The organism is Pseudoalteromonas sp. McH1-42, from assembly GCF_022347845.1.
Classification (GTDB): domain Bacteria; phylum Pseudomonadota; class Gammaproteobacteria; order Enterobacterales; family Alteromonadaceae; genus Pseudoalteromonas; species Pseudoalteromonas rubra_D.
Window position 1 is genome coordinate 310,392 of the sequence record NZ_JAKRFU010000001.1, and the last position, 22,044, is coordinate 332,435.

Consider the following 22,044-nt stretch of genomic DNA (forward strand, 5'->3'; position numbering starts at 1 on the left):
AAATTTACATCGCAATTTTGACATTTATTGTTTGTTTTTTACGCACAACCAACATCAAATTAAAACAATTTAAAAACACTTTGCTAAACAATAGACTACAAATTGTAGTAACTCTCTATTATTCCTATAACCCTATCGACTTGCTGATACTGCAAAATCGACAAGTGAGTGCCCTCAACTTCATGGGCATTCACATTGGCATACAAGGTTTGCCAGCCCATATCAGTTGAGAGCCTTCGGCCTTCAAACTCCCGGGTTTGACTGGCTTTGATCACGGTCAGCGGACAACTTAGCTCTGACCCCAGGTGCACTTCTGCCAGTAACTGACCACGAAACACGGCCTGAAGGCGTGATAACTGTTCAGCTGTAAAGTGATAACCTGACTGAGCCATGACATCCACCAGGCTTATGGTTTGCTGTGTAAGATTCTCAGCTCTGAGTACGCGAAGCTGTTCGGCTTTCAAGCTCAGTCCAAAGAATTCATTGAGATTCTCCAGCATCAACTGATCTGCTTCTGCGGCCGAAATCGACACTGAGCTATGCGTTGGTTTTGGTGTATCCAGTATGGTTATTGACGACACAGCGACACTCTGCGCCTGTCCTTCAGGCAGGGAGTTCTTGTCCAGCTGCTGCGCCATTGCCAGTGCGATAAAGCTGCCAAACGAATGACCAATAAGATGCACAGAACCGATCTGCACCTTCCCGAGTGCTGACAAGTAATGCTGCGCCGTTGCATCAACCGACCCGACAACATCCGGGTTATGTGCAATCAGATCTGGCTGCAGGCCATAGACAGGGACCTGTTTATCTAACCCCTGCACTAATGCCTGAAAGGCCATCAGTAGACCACCTGCACCGGCTATCAACACCACAGGTGTAACGCCTGGACTGCCAGCTTGCAGGCATAACAAACTTTGAAGTTCCGCAGGATGTTGCTGACTGGCTTGCTGAAAATCGCTTAAAGCCTGCGCGAGCGCATCAATACGGGTATGTTGCAGCAGCAAGGCTATGGGTACCTGGGCTTTAAGTACATCACACAGTTCAGTATGCAATCGCATGAGCAATAATGAATGGCCACCCAGTGCAAAAAAGTCATCATTGAGCCCCACCTGCGAACACTGCAACAGTTCGCCAAGATAGTCACATAAGTGACGCTCCAGGGGCGTGGTTGGGGCAACATACTGTTCAGGCTCGGCCAACATTAGTGTGTCAGCCTCACTGGCAAGTGCTTTTCTGTCGAGCTTGCCGTTGTGGTTATGGGGTAGCTGTGCGCGGACGATTATCCACTGTGGCACCATATAAGTGGGCAAATGCTCAGCCAGTGCCGCTTTAAGCCCCGAAACATCAGGCTCAAGCGCAGACTCAACGAAGGCCACCAGCTGATCGCCGTTGTATTGATCTCGTTTCACAATTACAACACTGGCAGACACCGCTTCCTGCGCCAACAAAGCCCTTTCTATTTCGCTCAGTTCAATGCGATAGCCGCGAATTTTTACCTGCTCATCCAGACGTCCTAAAAAGTGTAACGCTCCGTCAATCACTCGCACCTTATCACCGGTTTTATAGCAACGCACTTGAGTACGGGGGTTGAGCACAAAAGCTTTGTCTGTTTTCTCTTTATCACCCAAATAGCCAAGTGCCAGTGCCTCGCCACTGACATAAAGCTCTCCGGCAACGTAATCCGGCAAGGGTCTGAACTCGCTGTCCAGCACATGTGCCTTGAGGCCGGCCAGTGGCTGACCAATTGGCACGGATTCGCCCTGATAACGCGTCACATCCTGAAGCGTGGCAGAAATGGTGGTTTCAGTCGGCCCATAAGCATTGATAACTCGAATAGCCGAGCCATAATGGCCCTGCCAGGCGCGCAGTGCCGCACTTTGCATTTGCTCACCGCCGACTGTAATGATCCGCATGCGTGAACCAAAATCGACTGGATTGGCCGCTAGCTGCTGCCAGTAAGCCGTTGGCAAACTCATCAGGCTCAGCTCGGCATTACGCGCCAGTTCGGCCAGCGCCTGACTATCAAGCAACTGTTTCTGCTCGGCCATCACCAGAGTTGCGCCACTGAGTAAAGTACAAAACACTTCTTCTGCAAAAACATCAAAACTGCAACTGGCAAATTGCAGGTAGTTGTCGGCCGGTGTAATAGCGTAATTGCTTTGCAAGCACGCCACATAATTGAGTACACTGCGATGAGCAACTTGTACTCCTTTTGGCTCACCCGTAGTGCCTGAGGTGTAAATCACATAACAAGGAGCGTTGCTATTGCACGTGTGCTGTACACAATCGCCTGACTCAGTTGAAATATCAGCCTCACAGGCTGCCAAATCAACTACCGGGCAAGCGGGCATACCTCCAAGCCAGTCTTGATCTGTGCTGATCAACAACGCGGCTCCTGCATTAGAGAGCATGTACTGACGCCTTTGTTCAGGTAGTGTTGGTGCGATCGGTAAATAGGATGCGCCAAGCTTGAGTGCGGCCAGAATCGCAATGACCAATTGTGGGCCCTGCTCCAGACATATCGCAATCACAGCCTGATCGACGGGCAGTGAATACCGAGACATCAGGTAATTTGCCAGTCGACCGGCGGCCTCATCCAGCTCGCCGTAGGTCAGTGTCTGAACGGGGAGCTTCGTCCCCGCCTGATAAAAGCGAATAGCGGTGTTTTGCTTGTTGCTGGCTGTAACCTGACCAAACGCCTGCTGCAACGTCTGATGATGAACAGCCTGTTTGCTCGCACCGGGCAGCTCGAAATAAGGTAGCTGGGTAGTTTGGTCTGGCCTCACCAACGGCAACTGAGCCAGCGTACTATCCGGTGCCTCCATGAAGGCAGTCAGTAAATCCGCTATCAGGCTCAGGCTCTGGCGCGCCTGCTGCGCGGTTAACATCGCGTCACGGTAGCACAGCGTTAGTGAAAGCTGTTTTGCAACACCAACTGCAAGCGTTATTGGATAATGCGTCTGGTCCCGCTCCGAGCATATTGTGACTTTAAACGGCGCGGTGTTTTCAGCCAACGGATCACTAGGGTAATTTTCAAACACATAAAGGGCATCAAACAAATCACTGCTGTTGTCAATCTGGCTCCATTGCTGGATCTGTGACAGTGGCGTATGTGCATGTTGCGCCAGTGATCCCTGCAACTCTTTGATCTGCGCAAGATAGTCATTGACCGACAAGTGCCCTGGAGTATGAATCAACACCGGCTGAGTATTGATGTACAAGCCAACCCGCTCTGCGACTCGAGGCAAGGATTCGGGACGCCCGGAAACAGTCTGACCGAACAACACGTAATCACTCTGACAACAGGTACGCAACCAATAGGCCCACGCCCCCTGAACCACTTGGTTGAGCGTCAGTCCACGTTGCTTCGCAAATGCACTGAGCTGGGCGGTAAAGTCAGTACTCAAGGTTTCTGTCAGCTCACTGACGCTGTGATTTTTTCCATCGCTGATGGCTAGGTGCTCTGTCACCAGCGTTGGCGTATCGACCTTTGCAAGTTGCTGTTGCCAGAACGCTTGCTCTGCCTGAATATCCCGCTTTTCAAGATATTCAACATAGTCGCGGAACGGATCCATGACAGATTTCACCATCCGGGTTTGCACTCTCGCATGATAGTGCTCAACCAGCTCAGCGAACAACACGGGCAAGGACCAGCCATCCATGATCATATGATGATACGTCCAGACAAACCCGTGACAATGCTCGCCAAACGGCACCAGCCTCAGGCGCATACAAGGCGCACCTTGTAAATCAATGGGATGCTGATATTCCTGTGCAGCCACCTGCGTCAGACAAGTTTCAACTGTACCGTCGTAAGATTGTGGCTCATCAATTTGCAAAGGCACAGTGCACTGCTCAAATACCACCTGAACAGGCTGATGTGGGGTGACAAAAAATGCCGTGCGCAAAATTGAATGATTGGCTGCCAGCTGCGCCCAGGCATAGGCAAAAGCCTCTGTATCTAAAACCCCTTCCAGTAACATCACTGACTGTTCAAGATAGGCGCTGTTGTCAGCACCTTGTGCATGAAACCACATGCCTTGCTGCAGAGGCGTCATTGGATAGATATCGGCAACACCTTGCCCTGCTTTGTCCAGCAATTGATCCAGTTGTAGTTTGTCGAGCTGCGGCAGCAGAGGAAAGTCACTGGGTGTGAAATAGTGCTCTGTCTGCGTGACACAATGCGCAAGTACTTCTTCAATGGCCTGCTCAAAACGCGTGCTCAGCTGCCTGGCATCTTGTTCAGAATAATAATCAGATGCGCACTCCAGCGTCACTGACAAACAGCCGCCCGTCACCGCCGCGGTAATTTGTAATGCCCCGAACACGTTATCCAGCTCGCTACGAAGCAAGCCTGTGGGCTCAGCGGCGTCACCAAGCAAGCCACTGTGCTGCAAGACCGTATCAAGCTGCCCCAGATAGTTGAAAAAGACCTGTTCACGGGTATTTATATTCAATGAATCCCTGATCTGAGGCTCCGGGTGGGCATGGCGCAAAGCGCCAAATTCGCTGCCATGGCGGGTGGTCCAGGCAAGTTGTTCTTTAACAGCGCAGATAACCTCGGTCAGTGCCGACCCCGATACAACACTGCCACAAGTTAAACGCAGCGGGAATAAAGCGGTTAACCAGCCAATGGTACGACTGGCATCCAGCGCACCTTGCAGCTGTGCACGACCATGGCTTTCGAGCATCACCACCTGATCTGTACACTGATAGTGACGTATCGCAAGCCACTGCCACGCACTGAGCAATAAGGTTTGGATATTACTTCTGTACGGCCGGTTTGCCTCATTCAGCAGCTGCTGTGTTTGAGACTGGCTGAACTGTATTTTATTGATAATGGCCGTGGTCAGCTGACTGCCCGTAAAACTTGCGCCCAGCGGGCGTTGGCACCGGGAGACCGCCGCCGCATCCTGCCATCTGGCAAGATATTGGGTTTCCTGAGCGCGGTCCTGAAGATAAAACGCAATGGCATCCAGCGAAGCACTGGCTGGCAGTAACTGCACAGCCTGTCCGCTTTGAACCTGAGCGCAGGCCTGCTCAAGATCGGCCAGCAAAATACGCCAGGACACGCCATCAATGAGTAAATGATGAGCAATCACCAGTAGCCGATCAGCTTGTTCCGTGTCTGGTGTCACGATATGGCACATGTGCAGCAAGGGTGAACCGTCAAAAGTAAACCCCGCCTGTGCCGGCGCACAGATCTCCGCCAGAGCATCCCGCCAGCAACTGCCTTTGGCGCTAAAGTCGTAAGCATGGCACACATCCGCGCTGTCTAGCTGCTCCATGATGTGTAATTGTTCACCCTCTCTGACAGACAGTCTGAGCGCATCATGACACTGTATCAGCCCCTGGACTGCATCGCACAAATGTGCATAAGAAACGGACTTATCTATGCTCAACATGACCGCCTGGTTCCAGTGCTCGGGCACCGCAAAAGCCTGCTCGAAAAACCAGTGCTGGATTGGATGTGGGGTCAATTTGCCGACAAAATGCTGCTGCTCACATTCACACTCGGCAATGCTGGATTGCGCAGTGTTAGTGATAAAGTTTGCTGCCAAAGCGTCCGCTGTACTGTGTGTAAAAATATCAGCCACAGAGATGGCAATATCAGCAGCTCTGGCCCGGCTGGCAAGCTGAATGGCCAAAATGGAATCACCGCCACTGGCGAAAAAGTCATCCTGGGCTTGCAGGTCCGTTGTATTCAGCAGTGACCGCATTAGCGTTAAAATCGGATTGTGTTCAGCGTTTGCTGCGCCGCTCATCTCAACCGGTGCGACTTTTTCAACGTCAGACTGCGCAGCCAGCTGCGCCAATGCACGATGATCAAGCTTGCCATGAGCAGTCAATGGCAACGCCTGCAAAACGATAAATGCATTTGGCACCATGTAATCTGGCAAATGAGCACGAAGTGCAGCACGCCAAACTTCACCCGAGTCGTGCCCAGATTGCGCAGCCTCAGGCACCACAAATGCCGTCAACTGTTTGTTACCTGGGTGCGTTTGCGTTATCAATACTACGCAGTCCGCAACACCAGCCTGCTCACGCAATTGATGCTCAATTTCAGCCAGTTCAATGCGATAACCACGTAATTTAACTTGCGCATCATTACGCCCTATGTACGCAATGCGGCCATTATTAAGCCGCCGAACCAGGTCGCCACTGCGATAAACGCGCACACATTCACCGTTATCCAGTGTCAGTTCAGTGAACTTTTCATCGCTCAATTCGGGCTTATTCAGATAGCCCAGAGCCAGGCCTGCGCCTGCAATATAAAGCTCTCCGACCATGCCGTCGGGCACACTGCGACCATGCTCATCAATTATGAAAATCGCACAATTGTCCACCGGCAGACCAATGTCCGGCTGCTGCTCGCTATGCCACGCAACTTGACCCGAGGTTGCCACTACAGAAGCCTCTGTGGGTCCATAGTTATTAACTAGTTTAAATTCATACTGACCTCGGACCGGATTCAGCCTGTCACCTCCAACCAACAAATATTTTAACTTTGCCGGTGTAAAGGCTGAGTCTGCCAGCATGACTTCTGCAATGGGCGTTGCCAAAAAGCAATGGCTTACTCCCTCTTCGGTCAACAATGTTGACAATAATTGCGGATCATTCAGATGCGCGCTGCTAACAAACACCAGCTGTGCACAGGCGTTCAGATAGGGCCATATTTCCCAGGTAGCCGCATCAAACGCGATGTTGGCGGTCTGGCTGCCGACACTGTGCTGGTCCAGTGCAAAGGAGCGCTGATGCCAGTGACACAAGTTTGTTAGCCCACGGTGTGGGATCATGACGCCCTTGGGCTGTCCTGTGGTACCCGAGGTATAAATCACATAAGCAAGCTGACCAGCATCGATTGCTGGTAACGTCATTTGTGCATAGATGGCACACTGCGCGTTCAGGTCAGGACTATCGAGCCATACCTGCTGGCAGTCCTGATATGCCGCAAACCGACTGGCAAAGCGCTTTTGCGTCAACAACCAGCGACTGTCACTGTCGCTGACAATGTGTCTGATGCGTGCTTCGGGGTAATCCGGCGACACAGGCACATAGGCCCCACCGGCTTTGAGGGTCGCCAGCATGGCCACCACTAAATCGATACCAGCATCGCAGCTGACCAATACTCTTTGTTGTGGCTCCAGACCCCGGCCGACCAGATATTTGGCCACCGCGCCGGCGCGTGCATCAAGTTCACTATAGGTGAGCATGCTATCCGCTGCGGGATCCTTAATTGCGACTTTATTGGGTGTCTGACTGGCAAACCGAGCGAGCTGCTCAACCAGCGTGGTGTGTTCGGATACACTGTGCGACTGCCCGTTAATTGCCTGGTATCGCTGAAGTGTCAAAGGAATATCGGCGATGCGAAGCTCGGTGTTATTCGCCAGTGCATTGAGCATCACGTTAAACGCCTCGCTCATGCGGGCAATACTGGCGGCATCAAACAAACCTGTGTTGTAACACCAGCTAAGACGCAGTCCGTCCGCAGTTTGTACCGCACTCAGTTCGATATCGAACTTAGCTGACACGGACACCGCTTGCTCCGGGCACACTTCTATATCAGCCAGTTGCAGCTGTGTGTCCAGCCGGGGATTGAGTGAAAAACTCAGCTGAAACACGCCCTGATGACTGAGGTCGCGTGACACATTAAGCGCATCGAGGATCTGCTCGAAGGGCATTGCCTGATGGGCCTGAATGTCTATCATCAGTGCTTTTTGCTGATTCAGCAGCTCACCAAAAGTTATGTGTGGCGTAAAGTGCGTACGAATTGGCAAGGTATTGATGAAAAACCCTACCAAAGGCTGCAACTGGCTATGTTCCCTTCCCGAAAAAGGCGTACCAATCACCACATCGTCGCAACGACTGTATTTGCCAACAAATAATGCAAACGCAGTCTGCAACCAGGTAAACAAGGTGATATCGTTGTGGTGGCACTGGGCTTCAATAGATTCGAGCTGCGACAGGTCAAGGTGTGCAATGTGTACTGCACCATGCGTATCCGGTGCATTGGTTCTGGCCCGATCCAGTGGCAACTGATGCAGTGGTGGTGCATCTGCCAGGTGCGCTAACCAAAAGTCTTTGTGTGCCTGCAAAGCTTCACCTTGCAGGGTCTCGCGCTGCCATTGTGCATACTCGGCGTATTGCAATGGCAAAGGTTGCGACAGCAACTCAGGTAGTGGCTGCCCCGTGGCATAGTGTTGATAGAATGCCGCCAACTCCGAAGTTAAAATCTCCAAAGAGTGTGCATCCGCTGCGATATGATGCAAATTAACACGCAGTTGATGCAAGCTATCACTGCATGACATCAGGGTCAGCCGCACCATCAGGTCCTGACTCAGATCAAAGGTTTGCATGGCATCGTCGCGCTGTGCGCTAAGCCAACGTCGCTGCTGCGCCTCTGGTGCCAGAGCGCGTGCATCTATGTAGTGCAAAGGCAGTTCAAAGTCGGAATTAAGCACCTGCTGTGGTCTGCCCGCGTCATCGAGCAGTATTTTACTGCGCAGCACCTGATGGCGTTCAATGATAGCCTGCCAGGCCTGCTTAAATGCAACCAGGTTTAATGGGCCCTGGAGAGTGAAAGCCGCGGGCATGTGATACTGCGCTGAGTCAGGCGTCATGTGTTCGACTGTCCACAGTCGCGACTGCGCAAAAGACAAGGGCAAAGGTTGCGTGGTCTGTGTACGTGGAATATCAAACGCCGAAGCACTTTGATCACCGGCTTGAGTGACCACTTTTGCCAGCTCAGCAACACCCGGGTTCTGAAACACATCTTTTAATGTGACAGGCAGACTATGATGCTCCCTGAGCTGACTTACCAGTTGCGTGGCCAGCAAAGAATGTCCGCCCAGGCGGAAAAAATGGTCATCCAGGCCGACCTGCTCCACCCCCAGTAAACTCGAAAAGCACGCAGCAATTACATGTTCAGTATCCGTAGTTGGTGCACGATACACCGCTTCTTGCTGCAAAACGTCCAGTGCCAGCAGCGCCTTTTTGTCTATTTTGCCATTGCTGGTCAGGGGTAAAGTGTCGACAACCACCACATTGGTGGGCAACATAAAGTCGGGCAGTGAGCTACGCAAATACGCTTGCAGCTGAGTCAGCGGCTCTGCCAGCTCAACACCGGGACACGGAACCACAAACGCGCTGATCCGCGCACCTTGCTGGTCATTGCGGTTGAGTAATACGCTGACAGCTTGTAGTTGTGGATGCTGGCGCAGCTGATTTTCAATCTCTCCGAGCTCAATACGATAACCACGCACTTTGACCTGATCGTCGGCCCGACTAATGTATGTCAGCTCGCCATCTGGCAGAAAACGCACCAGGTCGCCGGTTTTATACAGTTTTTTGTCACTTGATGCGGCGAACGGATCGGCGATAAAGCGCTCAGTATTGAGCGTTTCTCTTTGCCAGTAACCCCGGCACACCCCCTCACCACCGACATATAACTCGCCCACCGCCCCCATTGGCAACAGCTGTTGATGTTTGTCCAGGACATAACACGACGTGGTTGGAATAGCATGGCCGATATTACTCACTCCCAGCGCTAAATCCGCTTGCGTGAGTCGCTTAAAGGTCACATGCACTGTGGTTTCGGTGATCCCGTACATGTTTATCAACTGGCAGATGTCGAATCGGTTAGCCCAGGGCCTGAGCTTGCCCGGCTGCAAAGCTTCTCCCCCGAAAATCACATAGCGCACCTGACAGCGCGCCTGATCCGCTTCGGGTAGTGCGCACATCGCTGATTGCAGGACATAAAACGCACCGGGTGTCTGATTGAGTATTGTCACCTTCTCGTTCAGTAAACACTGAGCGAAGGCCTGGGTATCCTGGCTCACTGCCTTGCTGACCACCACCAGTTTTGCGCCAAACAGTAAGGCGCCATACATTTCCCAAACCGAAAAATCGAAGCAAAATGAATGGAACAAAGTCCACACATCATGCTCATCGAAGTCAAATAAAGCAGGTTCTACGTGTAATAGGCGCACTACATGACGGTGTTCTATCTGCACGCCTTTAGGACGGCCGGTGGTACCTGAGGTATAAATCATATAAGCCAGGTGATGTGGCTCAATATCCAGTGCTAAGTTATCGCTAATCGCAACGCCATCGTAAAGAGCTTCATCGTCAATGTTGATGAGCTGCTCAGCGCAGGTGTCAAAGCGTGCCTGAGTATAGTTGTCGCAAATCAACCAGCGACTGCCAACATCACCGATGATGTATTCAATCCGGTCTCTGGGGTAATCCGGGTCAATGGGTACATACGCTGCCCCGGCTTTTAATATCGCCAGTAAAGTCACCACCATATTCACAGAGCGAGTGACACTAACGGGCAACATGGCTTGGGGTGTGATACCACATTTCACCAGCACTCTGGCAAGCCGGTTTGCCCGGTTGTTCAGCGCCTGATAACTCAAACGTTCCAGCTCATCGACCACGGCGATCCGCAGACCAAAGCGCTCAACTTTTGCTTCGAACAGGCTCACCAGCGTCTGGCTGGTATCCCAATGGGTGTCTGTGTATTGTGCATGTGCCAAAATAGTCTCAGTTTGCTGCTCGCTGAGTAACGCAACATGCCCAACCTGCGTTTGCGGCGCGTCAACCAGCTGCTCCAGCATAACCGCGAAACTCTCAGCCCAGTGCGCTATGCTTTCGCTGCGATACAGATCGCTGTCGTACTTCCAGTTGAGCGTAAGTGAATGGGTCTCATTGTCCAGAATGGCACTGAGCTCCAGGTCACATTTTATGTCGATTTTGTCACTGCTGGCTGTTTGCTCTACCACACTTAAACCAGGCAGATTCAGAGTATGTGCCGATGTATTTTGTTCCAGCGTAAACAAAATCTGTACCAGCGGATGGTGGCTCATGTCACGCTCACACTGTAACGCCTCAACGACTTTATCGAACGGCACTTCCCGGTGCTCAAATACTGCCAGGATTTGCTCTTTTTGTTGCTGTAACCAGTCGTTAAAGCGCATTGACTCAGTGACTTTGGCCGGGATCACCAGCGTATTCACAAACAGGCCAATCAAGGGCGCTAACTCAGGGTGGTCGCGCCCCAGCACAGGCGTACCAACAACCACCTGCTCATTTTGCGTTAACCGGCCAACAAACAGCATAAAACTGCTGAGCAACCACATAAATGGCGTAACCGATTGGCTGGCACACTGGGCCTGGATGCCGACAGCCAAGGATGGGCTCAGGGTCTGACGATAAACCCGGCCACAGTGTGATTGTACCGCCGGGCGAACAAAGTCTCCGGGCAGAGATTGGATCGGATCCAGGTCTGACAGCGCTTGCTGCCAGAACGAGAGCTTGTTCGCCAGATACTCGGGTTTCAGAGTATTTTGCTGCCAGCTTGCGTAATCACCATACTGTATCTTCAGAGGTGCCAATTGAGGGGCTTTATCCTCGTTTAACGCTGCACGGTAAAGCGCTTCTAACTCTTTGACCAACACCTGCATCGACGCGCCGTCGGACACGATATGGTGCATATTGAACGCCAGATAGTGAGTTTGCTGATCAGATATCACTAAGGCTCGTAACAGTACATCGTGCGTTAAATCAAATGGCCGAGCCAGAAACTCTGTCAGTTGGGTGCGGATTGTCTGCGCCCGTTCGGTCTCAGGCCAGGCGCTGGCATCGCGCCACTCAAACGGCGTTTCAAATGCCTCTGTCACGTGCACAACAACGCCCTGATCACCTTGACTGTCGGCGATAAAATGACTGCGTAAAGCGTCATGACGGATGATAAGGGCGTGGATGCTCGCCTGCAGCGCATTGATGTCCAGGTGGCCGGTAAGGACAAATTCAGCGGGCATATAGTACTGACTGCTGCCCTGTAACTGCTCGATGAACCACAGCCCCTGCTGCGCATAACTGGCAGGCAAAGGCAGTGAGCTATCGACTTTTGCTATCGTCGAATACGCGCCCGATACCCGCGCCTCACCCTGCTGCTGTTGAAAATAGGCAATGATCTCAGCTTTATTCGCCACTATGCGCTGTTTGAGCTCATCCGGGAACGCGCCTTGTTGCTTAAATGCCAGTGCACCGTTTTTTTCATACAAGGTGATGCCTGCACGCAATGCATCTGCGATTAACTGCTCAATTATTATCAACTGTTCCGTCATTACAAAAACATCTCTTCTGAAGTGTCGTTTTCGTTATCATCCTGTGCCTGATGTGCCATGGCCTGTTGAATTTCAACCCACTGGGCCAGTGCAGCCACGGTCGGCCGCTCAAACAGCGTTCTGACTGACATACCGACACCCAGTCGTTCTTCAATCAGTCCGATGCATTGCGTCGCCAGCAATGAATGACCGCCCAGGCTAAAGAAGTTGTCTTCAACACTGATTGAAGTGCGTTTCAGCACTGACGCCAAAATATCCGCCAGGACAGCCTCCACATCAGTGCGCGGTGCAATGAGTTTATCCACAGAGTCACATTGTGCCCCCAGCGCATGAAGCGCCCGCGCGTCTACCTTGCCGTTGGCAGTCAGAGGAATTGTATCAGTCAGTACATAGCGGTAAGGCACCATATAAGCGGGCAGCGATTCACTCAGTCGTGCCGACAGTTCGGTGGCAACCCCGGCATTCACCAACTCTGCCGGTTCAGGACGTGCCAGGCCCTCATCTGGCTTAGCGACCAGGTAGGCCTCCAGGTTATCAGCGGCTTCATTCAGCACCACCACAGCCTGTTCAATTCGCGGGTCTTGCTGCAATTGCTGAGCAATTTCCTGAGGCTCAATGCGATAGCCTCTGAGCTTCAGTTGTGCATCAAGTCGATGACAAAACTGCAGTGCACCCGGCGTACCATCATCATTGACAGACCAACGCACCAAATCGCCACTGCGATAGAAGCGCTGCTCACTTTGCTGCACGCCAACAGGCAGCCAGACAAACTTTTCATCGCTCAGGTCACGACGATTCAGATAGCCCAGAGCGAGGTTATTCCCCCCAATATACAGCTCCCCCATGACCCCGGCCGGGACCGGCTGCATCTGTTCATCCAGCACCAGCAAATGCGTATTAGCGATTGGCTGACCGATAGGAACCTGGATCATCGATTGTGCTGAAAGTCGGTCAATCTCCTGTTTGTCACACTGATAAGTACTGGTGCCCACCGTGGCTTCGGTTGGACCGTACTCATTAATCCAGCAGACATTCGGTAATCGTTCACTCAGTTCGGCTAACAGCGCAACAGGTAATGCCTCACCGCCCACGACCACTTTATGTGCAGCGTCAAAGGAACGCTCATCCGACAGGCCACATTGTTTCAGTATTGCAACAACCCCTTGTAAATGTGCTGGCGTCACTTTAAAGACCCCAGCAACCTTGCCGCACAGGCGGTTAGCCAGCTCTTTTAACATTCGCTCGTCATCAGCCAACATATCTATGCATACCCCCTGCAATAACGCAGGCCAGATAGCGGTTACTGTGGCATCAAACGCCAAGGGAGTGCTGACAACGCTAAAGCTGGGCTGCTCATCCAAATACGCATGACAAGCATGGTCAAGGTAGAGCGCCAGACTGCCATGTGATATCGCGACGCCTTTAGGCTGGCCTGTGGTGCCTGAGGTATAAATCACATAGGCCAGATCTGAAGATTCACTGCTGGCAAAACGCGCATGCAGCTGCCTCGGTTGCCAGCTCTGTGGGCTATCCATAACCAGCACGGACAATGGCGGCTGCTGCACGGCATCAATCACGGGCTCTAACTGTGACAGGAGTTTGTTGTTGGTAATCAACCAGCTTGCACCACTGTCACGCACAATAAACTGACAGCGCGACGCAGGCAGTGTCGGATCAATCGGCACATAGGCGGCACGCACTTTAAAGGCCGCCAGCATAGCAACCAGCTGGTCACACTCAGCGCCGAGACACAAGGCAATGCGTGCTCCCGGCTTAACGCCCTGCTCCAGCAAGTAACTGGCCAGGGTATTGGCCTTTTGCTCTAACGCCAGATAGCTGAGCATGCATGCATCCGCATCACGCACGGCCAGTTGATTTGCGGCACTCTGTACCCGGGCGGTGACCTGACTGTGAATACACTGTGTTGATATGGCCGTGTCTGCGCCCTTGATGCTCACCAGTTGCTGCTGACGCGACTGAGTCAACAAAGCTAAGCGCTCCACCTTGTGCTCAGGCGATTTAAGAATGGTACTGATCAATACCTCGAAAGATTCAGCCAGTGCTGCGACTGTCGCGCTCTTAAACAGCGCTGAGCTAAAATTCCATTCCAGCTCAATGCCATCACCCTTTTCAATTGCATTGACCTCCAGGTCAAACTTCATCATGGGCTCACTCGGCGTTTCTACTTCAATATGCAACTGAGGCAGCACCAAATCTGTGGTTTCGTTGTTTTGCAATGCAAACAAAATCTGGAAAATGGGCTGATGCCCCAAGTTACGCTCGGGCTTAAGCGCTTCCACCAACTGCTCAAAGGGCAGCGCCTGATGCTTAAACGCATCCAGGATCACCTGTTTTTGCTGCTCCAGTAACTGATTAAAGCTTTGCCCAGACTGGGTGCGCGTGCGAATCACCAACGTGTTGACGAAAAAGCCAATCAAATTAGCCACTTCATTGTGTTCACGACCCGCAACCGGTGAGCCAATCACCACATCGTTTGTCTGGCTGTAACGCTGTACCAGCAATGAAAATACCGTATGCAGCCACATGAACAAGGTCACGCCTTGTGCTTTACAGTGTTCATGAATGGCTCGGGTGAGCGCGGCACTCAGACGTTGTGTGTGTCGCGAACCATTCAGCTGAGCCATGGCAGGACGCGGATAATCAAGTGGCAATTGGTGCAGCGGAGGATGGCCTTCTAAGGCTGTCTGCCAGTGTTGTAAATCTGCCTGATTAGCCTCTTTCGCCCAAATGTTGCGCTGCCAGTGTGCAAAGTCGCCATATTGCACAGCCAATGGCTGAGTCAGCTCAGCAGGCAACTGGTAGCCGGATTCTTTGGCAAAGTGACGATAGAATGCGATAAACTCCCGCACCAGAATGGCCATCGACCAGCCGTCGCTGGCAATATGATGCATATTGAAGTGCACCCGATAATCGTCTTTGGCAAACTCGACCAACAATACCCGCAACAGCAGATCCTGGCTCAGGTCGAATCGCGCAGTCGCGTTGTCATGCGCTCCCTGCTGCCAACGCTGTTGCCGGGCACGTTCGCTCATTTTCGTCAAATCTAGCTGAGTTAACGGCAACTCGAATTGCTCGCTCACCTGCTGCACAGGTTCAGCCGCCCCCTCCACTTTCACTATCCGCGACCTCAGCACCTCATGACGTGCGATTAGCGCCTTCAGCGCTTCACTGAAAGCAGCCTTATCGAGTGTGCCGCTGAATTTAAACCCGGCTGGCATGTGGTACTGGGTGCTCGACTCCTGGAGCTGCTCAATCAGCCACAGCCTCTGCTGGGCAAACGATAAAGGTAATGCCTGTTCCCGTGATACAGGCTGAATAGCATGCACAGCTGAGATAGGCTCACAGTGCTCCAGTGCCTGCGCCAATGATGCAATGGTTGGTGTTTTAAACAGCTGAGGTAACGTCACCTCAAGGTTTTTCTGTTGACGAATTTGACTGATCAGCTTGATGGCCAATAAGGAATGACCGCCGAGGTCAAAAAAGCTGTCGTGCAGGTCGATATGCTCAGTCAGCAAAGTGTCACGATAGAGCTGATATAAATAAGACTGCATGGCTGTCAGCGCTGTCAGGTCTATACTTTTGCTGGCTCTGCCTTCTCCCTGCTGCGCCAGGGCTTTGAGTGCTTTGCTGTCTACTTTGCCATTGGCGGTAAGCGGGATAGCCTCAACACGATTAAACTGCCCAGGGATCATATACGGCGGCAGATACTGCGCCAGATGATTACGCAAATGGCTGTCCGGCGGTACGTTACCGTTAAGGTAAAGAAGGTGGGCCTGCAACAACTGCTGCCCTTCATCAACTGACACCGCACAGTCGCGAACACCATCCAATTCGCGAAGATAATGACAAATCGCATTAAGATCGATGCGATAGCCCCGCAGTTTGATTTGCTCGTCGGTACGACCACAATATCTTAGATAACTCAGTCTGCCCTGCTCATCGCTCTGCCACTGTACCAAATCTCCACTGCGGTAGAAACGCATTGGCGGCTGATCAGCCACGCTCAGGGTGACAAATTTGGTTTGATTCAGCGCATCCAGATTGACGTAACCCGGGCTGACCACTGCCCCTCCAATCAATAACTCTCCAGGAGTATTAGCAGGCACTGGTTGATCGCACTGATCGACCACCAACATAGCAACGCCCGGATTGGGCAGACCGATCGGCACATCCGGATAACGCAGTGCCGCCTGCGGATTCAGATCCGGAGTGAGCGAAAAGACGCTACAGCCCACGGTTGCCTCAGTCGGACCATATTCATTAACCCAGGTGCAAGCCGGCAGCTTAGCGCGCAGCGCAATCAGTAAATCACTATCGAGTGCCTCACCCCCAATCACTATGGTATGGGGTGCGCTATTGCTACCCAGCTCATCCATCAGCGCCTGTACTGCCCGCAAATGCGCCGGCGTCAGTTTGAATAAACGCGGTCGGATGGCATTGAACAGAAGTTCAGTAATGGCCGCAAGCTGATGAGGGCCCTGAGTCACGATTTCAACCTCACCGCCACACAGCAAGGGGGGAACCAGTGCGGTGATCGTGGCATCAAATGCCAAAGGTGTACTTACCACCGCAAGTGGTAAGGTCGCGTCGGCGTCCAGATACGTATCCATGGCATGAGATAAGTAAACATTCAGATTGCCATGGCTGATCATCACGCCTTTTGGCCGCCCGGTTGAGCCCGACGTATAAATGATGTAACACAAGCGCAGGGCATCTGAAGTCTGCGATTCCCCTAACTCCTCCAGGCCAGGAGCAGACACTGGGTAACCGGCAAAATTTGACTCAACGTCAAATAAATCGTCCAGAAACAAAAAATCAGTGCCACTATCAATGAGTTTTTCAGTATCTTCGCTGAGTGCCAAAATCATCACAATATCTGCATCTTCTACGATATAAGACAATGATTTTTCTGGTGTATCGTAATGCAAGGGCACATAGACGTGACGTGTTTTAAGAATAGCCAGTACCGCAATAACCATGGCAGGACCGGACGGGAGTAATAAGGCAATCCGGCTTTGCTCATCAAACCCCATTTCAAGCAGGCAGTGCGCCAACTGATTGGCACGCTGCTCCACTTCCAGATAACTGTATGATTCACCATTACATCGCAGTGCAATGCTATGAGGCTGGATCTCAGCAATCGCGCTGAAGTGATGGTGCCAACCAATATCACTGCTATCTTGTTCATTCTGGGGGGCACTATAGGAAAGTATCTGTACCAGCTGCTCTGGGTCTATCAAGTTCAGCTCGCTCACGCGGCGTTGCGGTGCTTCCAGGCAGGCACTCAGCAACTGGGTGTACTGACGGGCGAAAGACTCAATGCTGTGCTCGCGCCACAAGGCACTATCGTAGAGCCATTCAATCTGCAAAGTGTCGCCACAATCAATCACTGACACTTCCAGATCCAATTTAGCGCTTCGTACGCCGGTGTCATTCACGGTGACATCCAGGCCTTCCAGTTGCAGTGCTTCGTTGATCTGGTTGTTGACCCGAAAGACCACCTGAATTAACGGATGAATACCCAAACTCCGCTCGTTGTTGAGCGCTTCAACCAACAAATCAAACGGGATATGTTGATGAGTCAGCGCACTTTGCAGTGTCTCATTGCTTGTCGTCAACACATCACTGAACGTCATATCCGACTCAATATGATGACGCAGCACCAGAGTATTGATAAAGTTGCCAATAACAGGCTCAAGTTCACTGAACTCGCGCCCGGCAACCGGCGTACCCAACGCCACGTCAGATTGACCCGACAGCCGGCTCATCCATAACGCAAAGGCACTCTCCAGCACACCAAACAAGGTTTGTCCGCTTGTCACAACAAAGCGGCGCAGTACCTGGGTTAAGTCAGCTGGCAGCTCGTAACAATGTAAAGCCCCCCCACTAATCACTCGGTTTTCCCGTGAGTTATCTTGGGGTAATTCATGGACCCGGGGCAAGTCAGCCAGCTGATTTTGCCAGTACGTCAAACTCGTTTGCCACTGAGGCTGAGTGGCCAGGCTCCGTTGCCAGTGCACATAGTCAATGTAACTGTGCGTGAGCTTTGGCAACCCTGTTTGAGTGCCCTCATAGGCCTGGCGATAAGCGGTTTCCAGTGCGCGACACAACACCCCGATTGACCAACCATCTGAGACAATATGATGCATAGTCACGATAAGCACATACAGTTGTGCATCGAGTTGCAGCAGCTGACCTCGTAATAGCAGCTCCTGCTTCAGGTCGAATCCGGTATGATAATCCTCAGCCAACAGCTGACGCAGGGTGTCTGCCTGCCGTTCATCATCAAAGCCACTTAAATCCCGTTGCCGTAACACAAAGTTCAGGGTGTCATTGAAAGACTGGACCGCTTCGCCCTGCTCGTTTTGGTCATAATTAAATCTTAGAATGGCGTGCTGCTGAACCACCTGTTCAAATGCCTGAGACAAGGCCGCGATATTCAACGCACCTTTAATCGTGAAAGCGCCCTGCAAATTATATTGCTTGCTGTGGCCCTGCATCTGATCAACAAACCAGATCCGCTGCTGTGCAAAAGACAGAGGATGCGCGCCAGATTGATCGACCGTCACTAAGTTATGGCCTACATGAATGTCCTGTCCAAGCAGGCAACGTTCCAGTTTCTCCACCGTGGGGTTAGCAAAAATGACTTGCAGAGACAACACTCGTTCAAATCTGGCGCGAATATGATTAGCAAGTCGCATGGCCAGTAAAGAATGACCACCGATTGCGAAAAAGTCATCGTCTGCCGAGACCTGAGACACACCTGTCAGGTCACTGAATAAGGTGGCCAGCTGTTGCTGTAGCTCTGTTTTAGGTGGCGTATAATTACGTGTTTCGTTGAGCGATAAAGTTGCCAACTGTTTACGGTCAACTTTACCATTACTAAGCACTGGCAGTTTTTCCAGTGCTTTGAAATGGCTGGGGATCATGGCCTGAGGTAAAAGCGCACTGAGTGCATCTCGTAAAACATCAGAGGTAACCACCTCCTCCTCACCGGCAGCAACGTAGTAGGCCACAAGCGTATCAATATTGGCCTGTTTACGGGCGATAACAACCGCACTTTTTACCTGAGGCAGTGCTGTCAGTTTTGCTTCAATTTCACTAATATCAACGCGGTAGCCACGGATCTTGGGTTGATTGTCCAGACGGCCCAGATATTCCAGCTCACCCCGATGAGTTAACCGAACTCTGTCACCGGAACGATAAAAGCGCGCTAATTTTCCATTTTGCATTTCACAGTGAACAAAGTAACGATCTGTCAGCTGTGGCGCACGCAGATACCCATCGGCCAGGGACGAGCCACCAATATAAAGCTCTCCCGGCATACCCAATGGCACCGGCTGAGCCTGTTCATCCAGTACCAGCACCCGGGTATGTGCCAGCGGCTTACCAATGGGGTAATGTTCACTGTTGGCATGTCTTTGAGCAGTAACGGTATGCGTTGTCACTCCGATACAGGTTTCGCTGGGGCCGTAGTGATTAACGATATGGGCTGTCGGATAATGCTCCTGTAACTCGCTCACTAAGGCTACATCCAGTGCTTCACCGCCGAGTATCCACTGCTCTATCGCTGGCTGGTTCTCACCCATAGCTGCAATTTGAGGTATTAGCTCACGAGCAAATGACGGCGTTATTTTTAGCATATTGACCTGCTGTATCGTGAGCATCTCTACCAGATACTGAGGTTCTGGTAGTGTGCGGCTCCCTGGCATAACAACTGAGCCCCCCTGCGCAAGCACCGGGTAGATACCCGTCAGGCAAAGATCGGTCGCAAGTCCAGTGACAATCCCGGCCCGCGTATGCAACGAAAACTCTATACGATGCGTAATCGACTCACAGTAACTGGCCAGGGCACCATGGCTCATCGCCACACCTTTTGGTTTACCCGTCGACCCGGAGGTGAAGATCACATAAGCCAGGTCTTGTGCATCGCGCCTCAGCGCTACTTCTGACTCTTCTGATAGAGTGCGGTTTTGTTCTAACAGCTGATGAAAATCCCACGCCACAATGTCGCGCTCATTCAGTGCGGCTTGCACCTGCTCTGTCATCATTTCAGCATCACACACCAATAATGTACGACAGCCAGCCTGCGCCATAATTTCTAAAATCCGCAGTACAGGGGTATCCTGCTCTATGGGCAAATAAGCGGCCCCGGCGCGCATCACGCCTATCAGCGCAACCAGGCTGTGAACCTGGCGATTGACCAGCACGGCTACCACTTCTTCACCCTGTGCAACGTCATTGAGCGCACCAGCCAGACTGGCGCTTTGTCCACCGAGTTCAGCGTAACTCACTGACTGAGATGGATTATCAGCATCCACAATTGCCATGTGTCTTGGTGTCGACTGTGCGTGGGCCAGGATCTGAGGCAACAGCAAAGGCGCTGATGTCGTGTCAGTCGCTTTGTTCAGTTGTTGTTGCGCAGCTTCCACTGACGGCAATTTAACCCCGCCAAGTGACTGAGCCAGATCGTCATTTAACGTGCGCACTAACGCCTCGAAATCACAGGCAATCTGAGCAATCAACTCGGACGAAAACAAGCCAACATTATATTCAAGTTCAGCCTGCATGCCGTTGTCATGCGTCGTTAAATTTAAGGTCAGATCAAATTTGGCAGTGTGGTTATTAAGCGTGAATAGCTGCGCTTCCAATTCGCCGGAACGCAATGGTGTTACTGGCAACGCATCATAGTTAAACAGCACACTAAACAACTGAGAAGTATCCGCCAGCCTGGCAAGTGTGTCCTGAGAAACACTTTGATTTTCCAGCGCCTGAGTCATCTTTAACTGAGTACTACGAGCCAGCTCGTTAAACAACATCCCCCCATCCAGCTGCTGACGCAGTGGCAGGGTATGAATAAAACAGCCGATCATGGACTCAAACTCACTCTGCTCTCGACCCAGCACTGGGACCCCAACCGTGATGTCCTGTTGCTGGCTGTAGCGATGAAGCAACACATAAAAAACGCTCAGTAGCGCAGAAAATGGCGTGACGCCCAGCTGCTGACAGCTGTGTTCGAAACGCTGGCAAAGCGCCTCACTCAGTGTAAATTGATGACTGGCACCGCGAAACGAGGGCTCAGCCTGGCTGGCAAAGCTGGTGGGCATTGAAAAAGACGAAAAGTCTGCAAGCTGTTGTTGCCAATAGGCATGCTGTTGCAGGTAGTCATCAGACTGTAAAAAGCGTTTTTCCCAATGTACATAATCCAGATATTGTAATGGTGCCGTCTGTGGCACCTCCTTTGATTGCAATATATCCAGCAATTCATTCACCAGCAACTGAACCGACCAACCATCAGCCACCAGATGATGCAGCATCAAATAGACCCAACGTCCCTGATTTTCATTCGCTGTGCTAATCAAAGCGGCGCGTATCGGTAACGCTTTTTGTAGATCAAACCCTTGCTGCAATAAAGGTTGTAACTCGGTTTCAATCTGCCCCTGGCTCACAGGCTCAGACACATACAATTGGGTTAAGGTCAGTGACAACTCGGTATTTACGCGCTGACATCCACCTTGTTCTGTAGCGAAAAATTGGCTGCGCAAAATATCGTGACGGGCCAGCAAGGTATTCAGGGCGGCTTCAAGCTGCGCTTTACCGACAGGCTGTGATAGCCTGAGTACTCCAGACATAGTGTAGGCAATATCGCCTCCATGATACTGGTCGATAAGCCAGATCCCCTGCTGGGAGGCGGATAGCATTCCCTGCTTCTGATGGTGCGCCTGCATATACTCTATCAGCGCCGGCTTGTGCGCTTTAATTTTATTGAGCTGTGCAGCTGGCACAGTTGCAAGGTGGGTACGCAGTTTCAGGCGACCCTCTTGCAGATAAACATAAATACCCTGACCATCCAGTTCGGCCAATAACGCTTCAATCGCTGAATTTTCCATAC

At 51.8% G+C, this 22,044-nt stretch carries 2 protein-coding genes; both read right to left on the minus strand.

The genetic code is table 11. From position 1 onward, the window contains the following. Positions 1-95: 95 nt before the first annotated feature. The gene (locus MHN31_RS01185) at positions 96-12,131 is read right to left on the minus strand and encodes a non-ribosomal peptide synthetase (protein ID WP_239443218.1); all 12,036 of its coding nucleotides are present in this window, start codon (positions 12,129-12,131) and stop codon (positions 96-98) included. Further along, complete coding sequence (locus MHN31_RS01190; protein ID WP_239443219.1) at positions 12,131-22,042, minus strand: non-ribosomal peptide synthetase; 9,912 nt, start codon at positions 22,040-22,042, stop codon at positions 12,131-12,133. The genes MHN31_RS01185 and MHN31_RS01190 overlap by 1 nt, the downstream gene beginning before the upstream one ends. Between the last annotated feature and the right edge of the window lie 2 nt (positions 22,043-22,044).

Excerpts from the sequence above, each read along its gene's own strand:
- MHN31_RS01185 (WP_239443218.1), bottom strand. The coding sequence starts at position 12,131 with ATGACGGAACAGTTGATAATAATTGAGCAGTTAATCGCAGATGCATTG.
- MHN31_RS01190 (WP_239443219.1), bottom strand. The coding sequence starts at position 22,042 with ATGGAAAATTCAGCGATTGAAGCGTTATTGGCCGAACTGGATGGTCAG.